The sequence below is a fragment of the Saccharomonospora saliphila YIM 90502 genome (assembly GCF_000383795.1).
GTDB classification, from domain to species: Bacteria; Actinomycetota; Actinomycetes; order Mycobacteriales; family Pseudonocardiaceae; genus Saccharomonospora; species Saccharomonospora saliphila.
This window is the reverse complement of the sequence record NZ_KB912624.1, coordinates 90126-105416: the sequence shown is the minus strand read 5'-3', so window position 1 is coordinate 105416 and position 15291 is coordinate 90126. Positions and strand designations below refer to the sequence as shown.

Here is a 15291-nt window from a genome sequence, read left to right as displayed (position 1 = left end):
ACGCGCCGCAAGCGCAGGCTCGGCTGGAGCGCGGGCCTGCTCACCGCGGCCGCCGCGGTGGTCGCCGCCGTGCTCGTGCTGCCCGGCTCCCCGGACGACGAACCACCCGGCATGGCCCATTCCCCGGAACCAACCCCGTCCGCACCCGCCTCCCCGGGCACGTCCGCCCCGGGAAGCTCCGGTCAGGCGCTCGCCTTGAGCAGTGAGAACGCCGGGTCGGCCGTGGGCGAGATCCGGGGCGTGCGCGACTTCGGCCCGCTGGGGAACGAGCAGCGACTCGACGCCTGCCTCGACGCGAGCGGGATCCATCCCGAACAGCCACCCGAAGGTGTACGACCGGTGACACTCGACGGTCGAACCGGAGTGCTCGCCCTCTACACGACCGGAAAGCTGGCCGAATTCCGCATGGTCGCCGTAGCCGCCGACTGCGGTCCGGACAAGCCGGGGCTGCTGCTGGACACCACGGTCGGCGGCACCGGCGGGTAGCCCCCGCGAGCACCGAGGAACGACGCGGACCACCCGCACGAGCCCGGCCCCGGCGCACGCTCACCGGGAACACCCACGCCTACGATCGTGTTGACACCGGTGAGCAGGCGTTGTCGAAGCGGAGGTCGCTCGTGACAGAAGAGGACATGCACAACCTCATCATCGTGGGGTCGGGACCGGCGGGGTACACGGCGGCGCTGTACTCGGCGCGTGCCCAGCTCGACCCGCTGGTGTTCGAGGGCACCCAGTTCGGTGGTGCGCTGATGACCACCACCGAGGTCGAGAACTACCCGGGCTTCCGGTCGGGCATCCAGGGCCCCGAACTGATGGAGGAGATGCGCGAGCAGGCCAAGGTCTTCGGCGCCGACCTCCGGCAGGAGGACGTGGAGGAGCTGGACCTGACCGGACCGGTCAAGTACGTCACCGCGCACGGGCGCCGCTACGCCGCGCGCGCGGTCGTGCTGGCGATGGGTGCCGCCGCGCGCTACCTCGGGGTTCCGGGCGAGCAGGAGCTGCTCGGTCACGGCGTGTCGTCGTGCGCCACGTGCGACGGGTTCTTCTTCCGCGACCAGGACATCGCCGTCGTCGGCGGCGGTGACTCGGCGATGGAGGAGGCGACCTTCCTGACAAAGTTCGCCCGCACCGTCACGATCGTGCACCGCCGCGAGGAGTTCCGCGCCTCCAAGATCATGCTCCGCAGGGCGGAGCAGAACGACAAGATCCGCTGGCGGCTCAACTCGGAGGTCACCGAGGTTCTCGGTGAGGGGGGCAAGGTCAACGGACTGAGGTTGCGCGACACCGTGACCGGGGAGGCGTCCTCGCTCGACGTCACCGGCTTCTTCCTCGCGATCGGGCACGACCCGCGCAGCGAGCTGGTGCGCGGCCAGGTCGAACTCGACGACGAGGGTTACGTGCTCACCGCGGGCCGCACCAGCTATACCAACCTCGACGGCGTGTTCGCCGCGGGCGACCTGGTGGACCGGACCTACCGGCAGGCCGTCACGGCGGCGGGCACCGGCTGTTCGGCCGCGATCGACGCCGAGCGCTGGCTCGCCGAGCACACCGACGTCGCGGAGGCCAACGAGGACCCGGAGCTGGTGGGCGGCGGTTACGGCCCGGGCGCCCGCTGAACGACCCGAGCGAGAAGGCCCACCGACCCGTTCCACGCGAGCAGCCGTTGGCTTGTCCGGACGGTGCCGGGTGACGACAACCCGGGGTGCCGCGACGGCATCCCGTCGAGTGACGACAGGAGAGACGATGAGCGACACCGTCGCGGTGACCGACTCCAGCTTCGCCGAGGACGTACTGTCCGCCGACAAGCCGGTCCTTGTCGACTTCTGGGCCACCTGGTGCCCTCCGTGCAAGATGATCGCCCCGGTGCTCGAGGAGATCGCCACCGAGTACCACGACAAGATCCGCATCGCCAAGCTCGACATCGACCACAACCCCAACACCGCCCGGGACTACCAGGTCATGTCCATCCCGACGCTGATCCTGTTCCAGGACGGCAAGCCGGTGAAGCAGATCCAGGGCGCCAAGCCGAAGGCCGCACTGCTGTCCGACCTCGCCGACGTGCTCTGAGCACTCCCGGGTGAGTCCACGCTGGGGACAGTCGGTGGCGGTCCCGTCAACGACAACCGACCACAGGGGTGCCGCGACAGGCATCCCGCCGAGTAACGACAGGAGAGACGATGAGCGACACCGTCGCGGTGACCGACTCCAGCTTCGCCGAGGACGTACTGTCCGCCGACAAGCCGGTCCTTGTCGACTTCTGGGCCACCTGGTGCGGCCCCTGCAAGATGGTCGCCCCGGTACTCGAGGAGATCGCCACCGAGCACCACGACAAGATTCGCATCGCCAAGCTCGACATCGACCACAACCCCAACACCGCCCGGGACTACCAGGTCATGTCCATCCCGACGCTGATCCTGTTCCAGGACGGCAAGCCGGTGAAGCAGATCCAGGGCGCCAAGCCGAAGGCCGCACTGCTGTCCGACCTCGCCGACGTGCTCTGAGCACTCTCGGGTGAGTTCACACGAGTGACCGCCGGTGAACGGTGGTCACTCACCGCAGGCGATACCGAGGAAACCCGGAAGCGCAGGTTGTCCGCGCTTCCGGGTTTTCTCGTGTCACGGGCGTCCGTGTGGGTGAAGCCGGTAGGCGGCCCGGCGCATCGGCGTGGAGCGCGCAGGGCACAATGGAGGCCGCAGGCCACCCACCGGCCCTCACCGACAGTTCGCAGACAAACGCACTTTGTGCCCAACACGAGCGAGGAGTGCATGCGGGTACTCCGCCGCGGCGACACCGGACCGGAGGTCGCCGAGATCATGTCGATGCTCTCGGCCCTGGACCTGCTCACCTCCGGCGCCGACAACGACGGAAACGGACCGCTCTTCGACCTCACGGTCGAACACGCGGTCAGAGCCTTCCAGCAGCGCAGGGGCCTGATCACCGACGGGGTCGTCGGCCCGGCCACTTACCGCGCGCTGCGCGGCTCCACCTATCACCTCGGCAGCAGGCCGCTGACCTACCTCGTGTCGTCGCCGGTCCACGGTGACGACGTGTTCGCGCTCCAGGAGCGGCTCACCGAGCTCGGCTTCGACGCCGGTCGCCCCGACGGCGGGTTCGGCCCGCAGACCGAGCGCGCACTGAAGAACTTCCAGCGCGACTACGGGTTGGTCGTGGACGGGATCTGCGGTCCGGCGACTGTGCGGGCGTTGCGGCAGCTGTCGCCGCGTGCGCGTGGTGGCCGGCCGGTGTTCCTGCGCGAGCAGGAGAACCTCCGCCGCGCGGGGCCACGCCTGCGCGGCAAGCGAATCGTCATCGACCCCGGCCACGGTGGTCCCGACCTCGGGGTCGCCGTGCAGGGCGTGCACGAGGGCGAGATCGCGTGGGACCTCGCGCGCAGGCTGGAAGGCCGGATGAAGGCCACCGGGATGGAGGCGCTGATCTCCCGGGGGCCCGGACACAGCCCGTCGGAGTCCCAAAGGGCGGAGTTCGCCAACGACGCGGGTGCGGACCTGTTCCTCTCGCTGCACTCGGACGGCAACCGGTCGCCGCAGGCCCAGGGAGTGGCCAGCTTCCACTTCGGCACCGGCAACGGCACCACCTCCACCGTGGGGGAGTTGCTCGCGGGTTACATCCAGCGCGAACTGGCGGTCCGGACCGGGATGCTCGACTGCCGCACGCACCCGAAGACGTGGGACATCTTCACCCGCACCCGCTGCCCCGCGGTGCGCGTGGAAATCGGCTACCTCACCAACGCCGGAGACCGCGCACGCCTGTCCGACCCGGCGTTCCGGGACATCGTCGCCGAGGGTCTGCTCGTCGCGGTGAAACGTCTCTACCTGCTGGGGGAGAACGACCAGCCCACCGGCACCTTCACCTTCGCCGACGTCCTCGCCCACGAGATCCACGAGGTGGGCGCGGGCCGGGAGTGATACCGGCCCGCGAACCTCTGGCGTCCGAGTTGTCCACAGCCCTGTGGACAACTCGCTGGTTTGTCCACACCCGTGTGGTCAGGCCCGGGCGGCGCTCGACGTGGCCGTGGTGACGCTGACCTCGTCCAGCAGTTTCTCCAGCGCGGCCTCGACGTCGGCCTTCCACGACAACCCGGAGCGCAGTTCAAGGCGCAGGCGCGGCCAGTGCGGGTGGGCGGCGACGGTCTTGAACCCGACCGCGCGCAGGAACTCGGCGGGAACCACGCAGACGTGCCCGGACGCGTGCGGCGTGACGGTCTCCCCGCCTCGGTCTGTCCTGCCGCCGCCTACGGTGCCGCCGCCCTGTGCCGTGTCACCGGCACCTCGCTGTGCGGCTCCACCGCCGTCGGAGGCGTGGTCGGCGCCACCGGTCTCGGCACGCGCGTCGCCGAACGCCTCCACCGCGCGCACCCCACGCCGCGTGAGGTCCTGCACCACCGCCTGCACGAGCGCACGGCCGAGTCCACTCCCGCGGAACTCGGGCAGCACGTGGAACGCCGTCAGCAGAACGGCGTCGGCACCCGGGGGAGAGGTCGGGAACGTGCCCGCCCTCGGCACGGCGTTCGGCGGCGCGTACAGCACGAACCCCACCGGCACGTCACCGCTGTGGATGATCCGCCCGCAGGAGCCCCACTCCAGCAGGACCGAGGAGATCCAGGCCTCCTTCTCCACCTCGGTCTCGCCGAACTCCTCGGCCTGCTCCCTCAGGTGCGGGGCGAGTTCCCAGTACACGCATCGCCGGCAGCCGCGCGGCAGCAGCTCCAGGTTGTCCAGCGTGACGCCCGTGACGCGTCGCGACACCGAACCTCCCAAGACACACGTCTTCTCGCCTGTGGTGGACCGGCGCGCAGCGCGGGCCGCGGCGGCCAGAAAGCCACGCACGAGCATATGGGTGTGTGATAAGCCCCGCCAAGAGCGGGAATGCCCAGGGGGACGGACGTTACACTCGGGCGAGCCCGGCCGCCGTCCCACCCGGACGCGAGGCGCAGGCCGCGATCGAGGAGACCACCCCTCAGCGACAACACGACGACCCGATTCCAGATCGACATCACGCGCCGTCGGCGCCGAAGCAGACGAGAAGTGTGCGATGACTGCATCCGAGCCCCCCGAGCATCGGCCTGGGTCCGAGCCCGGCCGCCAGAACCTCGACCCGCATCTCGACCGTTACGCCGCGCGCACCGCGGGCATGACGGCGTCGGAGATCCGAGCGTTGTTCGCGGTCGCGAGCCGTCCCGAGGTCGTCTCCCTGGCGGGCGGGATGCCCAACCTCGCGGCCCTGCCGCTGGACTCGCTCTCACAGCAGATGTCCGAGGTCGTCGCCGAGGAGGGCCTGGTCGCGCTCCAGTACGGTTCGGCCCAGGGTGTTCCCACGCTGCGCGAGCAGATCTGCGAGGTGATGGCCGCGGAGGGCATCGCAGCGCACCCCGACGACGTCGTCGTGACCGTCGGTTCCCAGATGGGCCTGGACATGGTCACCCGGTTGTTCTGCGATCCGGGGGACGTGGTCATCGCCGAGGGGCCGTCCTACGTCGGTGCGCTCGGCTCGTTCGCCGCCTACCAGGCCGACGTCGTGCACGTGACGATGGACGACGACGGCCTGGTGCCCGAGACGCTGCGTGAGGCGCTGGCCGAGTGCGAGCGGCAGGGGCGCACCGTCAAGTTCCTCTACACGATCCCGAACTTCCACAATCCGGCGGGCGTCACGCTCGCCACCGAGCGGCGCGCCGAGATCCTGGAGATCTGCGCGGCCCACGGAGTGCTGGTCATCGAGGACAATCCGTACGGCCTGCTCGCCTTCGACGGCCAGACCTACCCGGCGTTGCGCTCGATGGACCCGGACAACGTGGTGTATCTGGGCTCGTTCTCCAAGACCTTCGCCTCCGGCCTGCGGGTCGGCTGGGTGCTGGCTCCCCACGCGGTGCGCGAGAAGCTGGTGCTCGCCGCGGAGTCGGCCACGCTGTGCCCGCCGACGCTGAACCAGCTCGTGGTGTCGAAGTACCTGGCCACGCACGACTGGAAGGGCCAGATCAAGACCTTCCGGGAGAACTACCGCGAGCGCCGCGACGCGATGGTCTCGGCGCTGGAGCAGCACATGCCCGCCGGGTCGAGCTGGACCCACCCCGAGGGCGGCTTCTACGTGTGGCTGACGGTGCCCGAGGGCATCGACACCAAGGCCATGCTGCCGAGAGCGGTGACGGCCCGGGTCGCCTACGCCTCCGGCACCGGGTTCTACTCCGACGGCTTCGGCAGTCGCCAGATGCGGCTGTCGTACTGCTATCCGACGCCCGAGCGCATTCGCGAGGGGGTGCGCAGGCTCGCGGGTGTGCTGGAGTCCGAGCGCGACCTGATGCGCACCTTCGGTAGCGTCACCACCCGCACGGTGTCCGGACCGCAGTTCCCGGGGCCGGACACGGCATGAGCCGGACTTCCCGGCGGCCCGGCGGGGCCGCGGGGAAGTGGCGGTGCCCGCCGGAGGCGTCAGCAGCCCTGACGTCAGGCCGCATTCACGACTTTCGAGGAGACCCGCGTTGGCCGAAGGTACTGTCGCCGTGCTCGCAGGCGGACTCTCGCACGAGCGGGACGTGTCACTGCGCTCGGGCCGAAGGCTCTCCGTGGCGCTGCGCGAGGAAGGCGTGGCGGTACGGGAGTGGGACACCGACGCCGGCCTGCTGGGCAGGTTGCGCGACGACCGCCCCGACGCGGCCGTGGTCGCGCTGCACGGAGGTGAAGGCGAGAACGGTTCCGTGCAGACCGTGCTGGAGATGCTGGGAGTGCCGTTCGTCGGCACCAGCTCGCAGGGGTGCCGACGCGCCTGGGACAAGCCCATCGCCAAGGCTCTGCTCGCCCAGAACGACTTCCGTACGCCCGACTGGGTGGCGCTGCCCCACAGCACATTCCGCGAGCTCGGTGCGCAGACCGTGCTCGACGCGATGGTGGACCGGCTCGGCCTGCCGCTGATCCTCAAGCCCGACCAGGGTGGCTCCGCGCTCGGCGCCCAGGTCGTGCGGGAGGCGTCGGAGTTGCCCGCCGCGATGGTCGGCTGTTTCGCCTACGGCGAGACGGTGCTCGCCGAGCGGTTCGTCAACGGCGTCGAGGTCGCCGTGACCGTCGTCGAGCGGGACGGAGGGCCGGAGGCGCTGCCCGCGGTGGAGATCGTGCCGGAGGGCGGCGTCTACGACTACACCGCCCGCTACACCGCCGGGCTGACCGACTTCTTCGCGCCCGCGCGGCTGTCCGAGGAGACCGCGCGAGCCGTGGGCGACCTCGCCGTCGGCGCGCATCGTCTGCTCGGCCTGCGCGACATCTCCCGGACCGACGCCGTGGTGGCCGCCGACGGCACGGTGCACTTCCTCGAAGTGAATTCGTCGCCGGGGCTGACCGAGACCTCCACGGTGCCGATGGCCCTGGAGGCGGCCGGGACGTCGGTCGGCGCGGTGTTCACCGATCTCGTCGCGCGCGCGATCCGGCGCGGAGGCTGAACGCCACCGGGCGCGGCCGGTCGCGCGGTGAGCGGCGCGACCGGCACGGACTCAGCGACTCCGGCGAAATCATCACCGTGACGAAAGTGGCCGGTGTGATCAGTCGTCGGATTCCGGCTCCGACTCGGCGTCCGACAGCCCTTGCCGGGCCTCCTTGATGCGCTGCGCCTGCCCCGGCGCCATCATCGTGACGATGCGCTCCAGGTCGTCAACCGAGCCGAACTCGACCACGATGCGTCCCTTACGGCGCCCGACGTCGACCTTGACGCGCGTGTCGAAGGTGTCGGAGAGCCGGTCAGCGAGGCCGTCGACGCCCGGCATCCGCATTTGTTTACGCTCGGGCTGCTTCTGCTTCGGCTTCGCCTCGTTCTTCGACAGCGTCACCGCTTCCTCGGTCGCCCGCACCGACAGTCCTTCCGCGACGATGCGCGCGGCCAGCTCCTCCTGACGGTCGGGATCGTCCAGGGACAACAGCGCCCGGGCGTGCCCGGCGGAGAGGACGTTCGCGGCCACCCGCCGCTGCACCGGCAGGGGCAGGCGCAGCAAGCGGATGGTGTTGGTGATGACCGGACGGCTGCGCCCGATACGCGAGGCGAGTTCCTCGTGGGTCACGCCGAACTCGTCGAGCAGTTGCTGGTAGGCCGCCGCCTCCTCCAGCGGGTTGAGCTGCACGCGGTGGATGTTCTCCAGCAGCGCGTCACGCAACATCGCCTCGTCGGCCGTGTTGCGCACGATCGCCGGGATGACGTCCAGACCAGCCTGCTGGGCGGCCCTGAGCCTGCGCTCACCCATGACGAGCTCGAACCGGTCGTCACCCAGCACACGGACGACGATCGGCTGCATGAGGCCGAACTCGCGGATGGAGTGTTCCAGCTCGGCGAGCGCGTCCTCGTCGAACACCTGGCGCGGCTGCTTCGGGTTCGCCGTGATCGACTCGACCGGGACCTCCCGGTACACGGCACCGGCCACCTCGCCGCCGTGTTCGCCCACGGTGGCGTTGGCCGCGAACCACCCGGTGTCGGCGCCACCACCGGTCAGGGGCGGCGGGGGAACCGGCAGTGGCCGCTCCCCGGTGGCCGCTCCCGTGTCGGGAGCCGGGTCGGCCTCCGGAGTCTCGTCCGAGCTGACCGGTCCGGTCGGGATCAGCGCGGCCAGTCCGCGGCCGAGGCCACCTCTGCGCTCACTCATCGTCGCTCCTTCACTCCGCGCTCGGCGACCTCCCGAGCCGCGTCCACATAACTCATCGCACCCCGCGAGCCGGGGTCGTAGGCCAGGACGGTCTGCCCGTAGCCAGGAGCCTCCGACACCTTCACGCTGCGCGGGATGATGGTCTTGAGCACGACGTCGCCGAAGTGCCTGCGCACCTCCTGCGTGACCTGGTCGGCCAGCTTGGTCCGGCCGTCGTACATGGTGAGCAGGATCGTCGAGACGGTCAGCTCCTGGTTGAGATGGCGCTGCACGAGCTCGATATTGCTGAGCAGTTGTCCGAGCCCTTCCAACGCGTAGTACTCGCACTGGATCGGGATGAGCACCTCGTGCGCGGCCACAAGCGCGTTCACCGTGAGCAGTCCCAGAGACGGAGGGCAGTCCACGAAGACGTAGTCGATGTCGAGCTGGTCGAGCGCCTCGCTGGTGAGCGCTTCCTTGAGCCGGGATTCCCGGGACGCCATCGAGACCAGCTCGATCTCCGACCCCGCGAGGTCGATGGTGGCGGGCACGCAGAGCAGGTTGTCGGACTGCCCGCTGGTCTGCGCCGCGTCGACCACCGACGCCTCACCCAGCAGCATTTCGTACACCGAGGGCGTGCCCGAACGGTGATCGACGTCGAGTGCCGTACTCGCGTTGCCCTGCGGGTCCAGATCGACGACGAGCGTACGGACTCCGTAGAGCGCCAGGCCCGCGGCGAGGTTGACCGTGCTGGTCGTTTTCCCGACGCCGCCCTTCTGGTTCGCCACCGTGATGACACGTCGCCGCGTCGGTCGCGGCATGAAGCCCTCGTCGGGATGCAGCACGCGGGCGGCGCGGAGCGCCTCCTCGGCGATCGGGGTGCCCCCAGCACCGACACCCGCATCAGGAGTCGTGTTCACCGCTGACCACCTTTCGTCGTCCCCAGTTCGCTGCGCTGTTTCACGTGGAACATCCGACGCTCCGTACCGCACGGGCCCACCGCGCCCGCCGCCTCGGTCGTGCTGGTCGTCATCCGCTCGGCCAATCCTCTCAGTGCCCCTTCGGTTTCCGTCTCCGCGCAACTCCCGATCGCCGCGACTCCACCCGTTCGGTCTGCGCTCCCCGTCCCGAACGCCCCCGGCTGGACGGCTCCGGCGCCGTCCGTTCGATCACCACCACGATGGTGGGGGTCTCCAGCACCCCCACACCGCACTCCACGATCCGTGGCTCGCCCCCACCGGCCTGCCGGATCGCGCGTTCGTCCCGCTCGATCTCCTCCGCGGCGCTGCGGCCCTTCAACGCGAGCAAAGTACCGCCGGGCCGGAGCAAGGGCAGGCACCAACCGGCAAGCCGGGCCAACGGAGCCACCGCCCGGGCGGTCACGATGTCGGCCGCCCCGAGGCGGCTCCGGACGGCCTTCTCCTCCGCGCGCCCCCGCTCCACCGTGATGTCGAGGTCCAGAGTGTCGGCCACCTCGGCGAGCCACTCCACGCGCCGCGCCATCGGTTCGAGCAGCACGATATCCAGATCGGGCCGTGCGAGGGCGAGTGGCACACCGGGCAGGCCCGCTCCCGTTCCGACATCGACCACCCGACGTCGCCGCGCCTCGCGGACCTCAGAGGGCATACGGCCGCCCCTGGGCGCGGTCGGGCTCGCCTCGGGCCGGCTCGCCGTCGCGTCCGGTGTCGTGTCACGGTCGGCCGCGTCCTCCGCTGGAGGCGTGCCCGTGCCCTCTGCTGGGTCGCCCGCTGAGTGCGCCATGTCCTCGGCCGAGTCGTCGGCCACGTGGTCACCCGTGTCGCTCACCCCGGCGGTTCCCGTCGCGGCGGCGGGCTCGATCGCGTCCGCGAGCACGGCCGAGTTGAGAACGTGCCGCTCCCACAGGCGATCCACCTCCCGCGGGCCGATGAGGCCGCGCTCGACACCGTGTGTGGCGAGCAATGCGACGAACCGCTCCGCGCGGGACAGCCGGTCGCCGAACACAACGCGTGCCGCTGGGGGAGTAGTGGGGCGGGCCTCGGCCAATCGTTCGATCGACTGCTGCCAGCCGTCCGGCTCCTGACGCTGCACGCGCACTCCTCTCCGGCGCCGTTCCACGTGAAACACGGTCACGGACGATTCTCCCCGATCACCGTGCGTTCTCGGACAGCACTCTGCTCACCGGCACGACGCCCGCGACCGAGGCACGACCGAGGCACGTTCGGGGCGAGGGCAGAGCACTGTGCTGCTCCCACCCACTGTGCTGCTCCCACGATCCCTACCCTCCGACCATCCCCGCGCCATTCGCGATGTCGGGCTCCGCGACCGTCCGTCGGGCCCGGAACCGCCAGATCCCACACCGCCAGATCCCACACCGCCAGACCCGGCACCGTCCGTCCGATGCGACACAATCCGCCAGTTCCCGCGCAGCCGCTTCGGCACCTGACCTCAGGACCGGCTCAGTGGCTGATCGGGCTGACCTCGACTCCGGGTTGGTCGCTAGTCAGCTCCCCTCGTGGCCCGGCCTGCTCTCCTCGTGGCCGGGCCTGTCTGACCCGGCTGCTCACTGACCCAGCCGATTTCTGCCCAACCCACTCCGGTCATTCCCGCGCGGGTGTCCGCGTCCAGCTTCACCGCGCCGTCTCCCGCGCCCCTGTCCTTCCCCCAGCACGGCAACACCGGCGCCCCGTCCGACACCCGCCGTGTTTCACGTGGAACAGGCCGCGCACGAAAGCGGCCCGCCGGGAACTTCACCCGGCGGGCCGCCACAGACTGCGTCGGAACGGGAGCGCCCCGACTCGCTCGTACTCACTTACTCGGGAAGTACCACCACGCGCCGCTTGGGCTCCTCGCCCTCGCTCTCGCTCGTCACCCCGTCCACCGTGGCGACGGCATCGTGGACGATCTTCCGTTCGAAGGGACTCATCGGCTGAAGGCGAACCCGCTCGCCGGACTCGCGCACCGACTCCGCCGTCGTACGGCCGAGCTCACGCAACTCGTCGCGACGCCCGGCCCGCCAGCCTGCGATGTCGAGCATCAGCCTGCTGCGAGCTCCGGTCTCCTGCTGCACCGCCAAACGGGTCAGCTCCTGCAGCGCCTCCAGCACGGTGCCCCGACCGCCGACGAGGCGGTCGAGATCGTCCCCGCCATCGATGCTCACGATCGCCCGACCCGCTTCGACGTCGAGGTCGATGTCGCCGTCGTAGTCGAGAATGTCGAGCAGCCGCTCCAAGTAGTCACCCGCGATGTCGCCCTCGCGGACAAGCAGGTCCTCGCCACCTGCCTCGTCGTCACCGTCGGCTTCGTCGGCTGCGTCGCCCGAGTCCGTGGTGCCGCCCGTGGACCCGCTGTCGAGTCCAGCCTCCGCGCCGTCGGCGCCCTCGGACTCGGTGTCCCCGGCCACCGGACCGTCGGCCTCCTCGCCCGTCGTGGCGGGCGGCGTCGGTTCGTCCTTCTCCGCGCCGATCACCCCGGCCGTATCGGACATGTCGTCTCTCCTCTCAACCCGCGTCAGCGTCGATGCGACGCCGGCTCACGTCCGCGCGTCTCGTCGTGGGCGCCACCCGGCCGAACACCGGGCGCGTCGCCGTACCGGTGCCATCAGACTCTGTTTCCCGTGAAACGTCGTGCCCAGACGCACACCATCGCGGCGGACGCCGCCGAGCCGGGTTCAGCGCCGCTTACGTCCCTGTGTCTTCTTCTGGCCCGCCGGCCGCTGCTGGTTGCCACCGTTCTTCGCCCAGGCGCCGCCCCGGGCATTGCCGCCCTTCGCCGCGCCGTTGCCGGTGTCGCCGCCCGACTTCTTCCGCTGGCCTGCCTGCCCGCCGCCAGAGCTCTGTGCTGAACCGGACTTCTGCGCGGGCTTCTGGCCGGGCTGCGGCTTCTGGCCCGGCTGGGGCTTCTGGCCCGGCTTGGGAGCGAGCGTGTCCCGCTTCTCCCTGGCCTCGGCCTTCTTCGCCTCCTCTTCCTTGTCGATCCGGTTGTAGACGAGCTTCTGCTGGCCCAGCGTCCACATGTTGTTGGCGAGCCAGTAGATCAACAGACCGATCGGGAAGAACGCACCGAAGATGAGCACACCGGCCGGGAAGATGTAGAGCGTCAGCTTGTTCATCACCGCGGTCTGCTGCGTGGCCGACGACGGGTTCTGCCGGGCCACCGAGTGCCGCGCGGTGAAGTGGGTCGCGATGCTGGCGACGATCATCAGGGGAACCGCGACAGGGGCGACGTCCCAATGCCACCCCTCCTGTCCGCTTCCGCCGACCATGCCGAAGTGGTTGATGGCGTCACCGAGGTTGACGCCGAAGATCTGCGCGTTGACGTAGGAGTTGACGTCGGCGGCACCGAAGAAGTAGTTGGACTCGGCGCCCTGCTGGAAGTTGCGCAGCACCCAGTTCAGACCGATGAACACCGGGATCTGGAGCAGGATCGGCAGGCAGCTGCCGAGCGGGTTCACCCCGTGCTCGCGCTGGAGCTTCTGCATCTCCTGCGCCTGGCGCTGCTTGTCGTTGCCGTACTTCTTCTGGATCTTCTTGATCTCGGGCGCGAAGTCCTGCATCTTCTTCATCGACCGGACCTGGTTCACGAACGGCTTGAACAGCAGGCCACGGACGGTGAAGGTCAGGAAGATGATGCCGAGAATCCAGGCGATGGCGTTGTCGTCACCGAAGACGAAACCGAAGACCTTGTGCCACACCCAGAGGATGAACGACACAGGGTAGTAGATGAAGTCGAGCACTGAGCTACTCCTCGGTAGACATACCAGGGCCTTGGTGCCGGAAGCTGAACTTCTCGGGCACGGGGTCTCGTCCCGGCGGCGTCCACGGTCCACAGCGCAGCAGCCTGCGCACGGCCAGGTACGCGCCCCGCGCCGCTCCATGGCGGGTCAGGGCCTCGGCCGCGTAGGCGCTGCAGCTCGGATAGAACCGGCACATCGGGGGAAGGTAGGCCGAAATGGTGCGGTAAAGGCGGATCGGCTGAAGCAGCACCCATGCCACCGGCGTCGGCCTACCGGGAGGAGCGGAGGGAGTGGTCTGGTGGGTGTCGGCCGGGTCGACACCGGCCGCTCGCTGTTCGTTCACGCCGTTGGTCCCTCATCGGTACGGACGGGCCGCCCACGCCCGCGCGTGGCGTCGGCGGGGCGCCCGGAGCGCAGCCGCCGCAAGGCCGCGTCGAGGTCCGCACCGAGTTCGGCGCTCGATGCCGTGGCGGCGGGAGGAAGCGCCCGCACGACCAACGCACTGCCCTCCGGAAGGGTTCCGAGCCGCGACGCCACGAGGTGTCGCAGCCGCCGGATCACCCGGTGTCGTACGACGGAGTTCCCGACGGCCTTGCTCACCACGAACCCGGCCCGGGTGTGGGTGCCGTGCCCGGTCAGCAGGTGCACGACCACACGGCGGCGCCCGGCACGGACGCCGCCCCGCATCACGGCACGGAACTGATCACTGCGCCGCAGGCGAGCGTCGGCAGGAAGCACGCAGCGCCTCGTCGTCGCAGGCCGCGGTCGCCGGTCAGGCGGAGAGCCGCTGACGGCCCTTGCGTCGACGGGCTGCCAGGATGGCCCGGCCTGCCCGCGTACGCATCCGCAGCCGGAACCCGTGGGTCCGCGCGCGTCGGCGGTTGTTCGGCTGGTAGGTGCGCTTGCCCTTGCTCACGGCTCTCGTTCTCCTGGTCTCAGGCGTCCGGTCTCGGTGTCCGCCGCCGCGTGCGCACGCCTGCCGGCCGGGTAGCTCGCGCCAGGCGCGTCGAAAACCGGGCAGGCCGAACGGCTCCGCTGTCAGCGGTAGACCTTCTGAGGGTACGCGTCCGGCCTCCGCACGCTGACACCGACCCCCGCCCACACGACTCCCGCGGCCCCTTCGGTCACGCACTTCACCTGAGCGTGTTACCCGACGTCACCCGGCCGCGCGCGAGCGTCACCCCCTCGCGCGCATTCGGATGGCAGGGCACCGTGACACGTGCGACTCTGACCGCCGAGCACGCCTTGTGACCCACCGCGGCGCTTGCTAGCGTGCCTCTTCCTCGTCGACAAGGACCGGGTCGCACGAGGCGCTCCTGGCAGGTGGGAGACTTCGGCGGGCGCACCGTGATCCCGCGGGATGGAGGGCCCGCGGGGCGGGCGTACATTGATGCACACTTGTGGACAACCATGTGGATACCTGCTGCGCGGGTAAACACTGCGACCTGCCGTGACGCTCCACCGGGCCGTCCTGGGACCCACCCACGCCGCCCCGGAACCGCCGCCCCGCCGGCCGGGGCCGTCGGCACCACCGCCGCGACGGCCGGGACCGTCGACGCAGCTTCAGGTCGAGGGGAGGGGAGCCGAACAGCGTGTCTGAGCACCAGCTGAACCTGGCCGTCGTCTGGGAGCAGGTCGTCGCCGAGCTCTCCGACGGAACCCTCTCCCCCCAGCAGCGGGCGTGGATGCGGGTGACCAGGCCCATCGGACTGCTCGACGGCACCGCACTGCTCGCCGCGCCCAGCGATTTCGCCAAGGAAGCGATCGAACGCGCACTCCGCGACCCCATCACCTCCGCGCTGTCCCGTCGGCTCGGCCGGGACGTCTCGCTCGCGGTGAAGGTCGACGCGGCGGAGAACGCGCCGTCGTCTCCCTCCCAGTCACCGTCCCCGACGCCGACGCCCGCGGGGCACTCCGCGGCAGCGGCACCGTCCGCTCCGGCCGCCGCCTCCGACGCGGCGGCGCA

General features: G+C 70.3%; 14 protein-coding genes and 4 pseudogenes. 8 read left to right on the top strand and 10 right to left on the bottom strand.

Annotated elements, in window-relative coordinates; genetic code table 11:
• The 5 genes and pseudogenes from SACSA_RS25660 to SACSA_RS0103900 all read left to right on the top strand — a co-directional run.
• Window positions 1–486, top strand: a pseudogene (locus tag SACSA_RS25660) (hypothetical protein); the annotation flags it as partial.
• A 146-nt stretch (window positions 487–632) separates the two neighbouring features.
• Entirely contained in the window at window positions 633–1616 is a 984-nt protein-coding gene (gene trxB, locus SACSA_RS0103915) for a thioredoxin-disulfide reductase (RefSeq protein ID WP_019813669.1), read from the top strand.
• Window positions 1617–1743: 127 nt separating this feature from the next.
• Complete coding sequence (trxA, locus tag SACSA_RS0103910) at window positions 1744–2067, top strand: thioredoxin (protein WP_019813667.1); 324 nt, start codon at window positions 1744–1746, stop codon at window positions 2065–2067.
• Window positions 2068–2177: 110 nt separating this feature from the next.
• Window positions 2178–2501, top strand: coding sequence for a thioredoxin (gene trxA, locus SACSA_RS0103905; RefSeq protein WP_019813666.1), 324 nt, complete (start codon window positions 2178–2180; stop codon window positions 2499–2501).
• A 264-nt stretch (window positions 2502–2765) separates the two neighbouring features.
• Window positions 2766–3926, top strand: coding sequence for an N-acetylmuramoyl-L-alanine amidase (locus SACSA_RS0103900; protein ID WP_019813665.1), 1161 nt, complete (start codon window positions 2766–2768; stop codon window positions 3924–3926).
• 78 nt (window positions 3927–4004) lie between these two features.
• On the opposite strand, the gene SACSA_RS26595 is transcribed toward SACSA_RS0103900, so the two are convergent.
• Window positions 4005–4766, bottom strand: coding sequence for a GNAT family N-acetyltransferase (locus SACSA_RS26595; RefSeq protein WP_028661516.1), 762 nt, complete (start codon window positions 4764–4766; stop codon window positions 4005–4007).
• A 286-nt stretch (window positions 4767–5052) separates the two neighbouring features.
• On the opposite strand from SACSA_RS26595, the gene SACSA_RS0103890 reads away from it, so the two are divergent.
• Together SACSA_RS0103890 and SACSA_RS0103885 are read left to right on the top strand one after the other, a co-directional pair.
• Window positions 5053–6384: an aminotransferase-like domain-containing protein gene (locus SACSA_RS0103890; protein ID WP_019813663.1), complete on the top strand. Its 1332-nt coding sequence runs from the start codon at window positions 5053–5055 to the stop codon at window positions 6382–6384.
• 109 nt (window positions 6385–6493) lie between these two features.
• Window positions 6494–7444: a D-alanine--D-alanine ligase family protein gene (locus tag SACSA_RS0103885; RefSeq protein ID WP_028661515.1), complete on the top strand. Its 951-nt coding sequence runs from the start codon at window positions 6494–6496 to the stop codon at window positions 7442–7444.
• A gap of 99 nt (window positions 7445–7543) precedes the next feature.
• Here SACSA_RS0103885 and SACSA_RS0103880 read toward each other — a convergent pair whose 3' ends face one another.
• The 9 genes and pseudogenes from SACSA_RS0103880 to rpmH all read right to left on the bottom strand — a co-directional run bounded on the left by SACSA_RS0103880 (window position 7544) and on the right by rpmH (window position 14241).
• Window positions 7544–8632: a ParB/RepB/Spo0J family partition protein gene (locus tag SACSA_RS0103880; RefSeq protein WP_019813661.1), complete on the bottom strand. Its 1089-nt coding sequence runs from the start codon at window positions 8630–8632 to the stop codon at window positions 7544–7546.
• On the bottom strand, window positions 8629–9531 hold the full coding sequence (locus tag SACSA_RS0103875; RefSeq protein WP_019813660.1) for a ParA family protein: 903 nt from the start codon (window positions 9529–9531) through the stop codon (window positions 8629–8631). The genes SACSA_RS0103880 and SACSA_RS0103875 overlap by 4 nt, the downstream gene beginning before the upstream one ends.
• Window positions 9532–9661: 130 nt before the next feature.
• Window positions 9662–10204, bottom strand: a pseudogene (gene rsmG / locus SACSA_RS24330) (16S rRNA (guanine(527)-N(7))-methyltransferase RsmG); the annotation flags it as partial.
• A 243-nt stretch (window positions 10205–10447) separates the two neighbouring features.
• Window positions 10448–10636, bottom strand: a pseudogene (locus tag SACSA_RS24325) (RsmG family class I SAM-dependent methyltransferase); the annotation flags it as partial.
• A gap of 766 nt (window positions 10637–11402) precedes the next feature.
• Window positions 11403–12077, bottom strand: coding sequence for a Jag family protein (locus SACSA_RS0103865; RefSeq protein WP_019813658.1), 675 nt, complete (start codon window positions 12075–12077; stop codon window positions 11403–11405).
• A gap of 183 nt (window positions 12078–12260) precedes the next feature.
• Entirely contained in the window at window positions 12261–13325 is a 1065-nt protein-coding gene (yidC, locus tag SACSA_RS0103860; RefSeq protein WP_019813657.1) for a membrane protein insertase YidC, read from the bottom strand.
• 4 nt (window positions 13326–13329) lie between these two features.
• Window positions 13330–13668 carry a membrane protein insertion efficiency factor YidD gene (gene yidD, locus SACSA_RS24320; protein ID WP_083940137.1) on the bottom strand — a complete coding sequence of 113 codons (339 nt, stop codon included), beginning with the start codon at window positions 13666–13668 and terminating at the stop codon, window positions 13330–13332.
• Complete coding sequence (gene rnpA, locus SACSA_RS0103855; RefSeq protein ID WP_019813654.1) at window positions 13665–14063, bottom strand: ribonuclease P protein component; 399 nt, start codon at window positions 14061–14063, stop codon at window positions 13665–13667. Before rnpA ends, yidD begins: the two co-directional genes overlap by 4 nt.
• 34 nt (window positions 14064–14097) lie before the next feature.
• Window positions 14098–14241, bottom strand: coding sequence for a 50S ribosomal protein L34 (gene rpmH / locus SACSA_RS24315; RefSeq protein WP_083940136.1), 144 nt, complete (start codon window positions 14239–14241; stop codon window positions 14098–14100).
• A 676-nt stretch (window positions 14242–14917) separates the two neighbouring features.
• Between rpmH and SACSA_RS26590 the strand changes: the two are divergent.
• A pseudogene (locus SACSA_RS26590) lies at window positions 14918–15291 on the top strand (chromosomal replication initiator protein DnaA); the annotation flags it as partial.

Excerpts from the sequence above, each read along its gene's own strand:
- trxA (WP_019813667.1), top strand. The coding sequence starts at position 1,744 with ATGAGCGACACCGTCGCGGTGACCGACTCCAGCTTCGCCGAGGACGTA.
- trxB (WP_019813669.1), top strand. The coding sequence starts at position 633 with ATGCACAACCTCATCATCGTGGGGTCGGGACCGGCGGGGTACACGGCG.
- trxA (WP_019813666.1), top strand. The coding sequence starts at position 2,178 with ATGAGCGACACCGTCGCGGTGACCGACTCCAGCTTCGCCGAGGACGTA.
- SACSA_RS0103900 (WP_019813665.1), top strand. The coding sequence starts at position 2,766 with ATGCGGGTACTCCGCCGCGGCGACACCGGACCGGAGGTCGCCGAGATC.
- SACSA_RS0103890 (WP_019813663.1), top strand. The coding sequence starts at position 5,053 with ATGACTGCATCCGAGCCCCCCGAGCATCGGCCTGGGTCCGAGCCCGGC.
- SACSA_RS0103880 (WP_019813661.1), bottom strand. The coding sequence starts at position 8,632 with ATGAGTGAGCGCAGAGGTGGCCTCGGCCGCGGACTGGCCGCGCTGATC.
- SACSA_RS0103865 (WP_019813658.1), bottom strand. The coding sequence starts at position 12,077 with ATGTCCGATACGGCCGGGGTGATCGGCGCGGAGAAGGACGAACCGACG.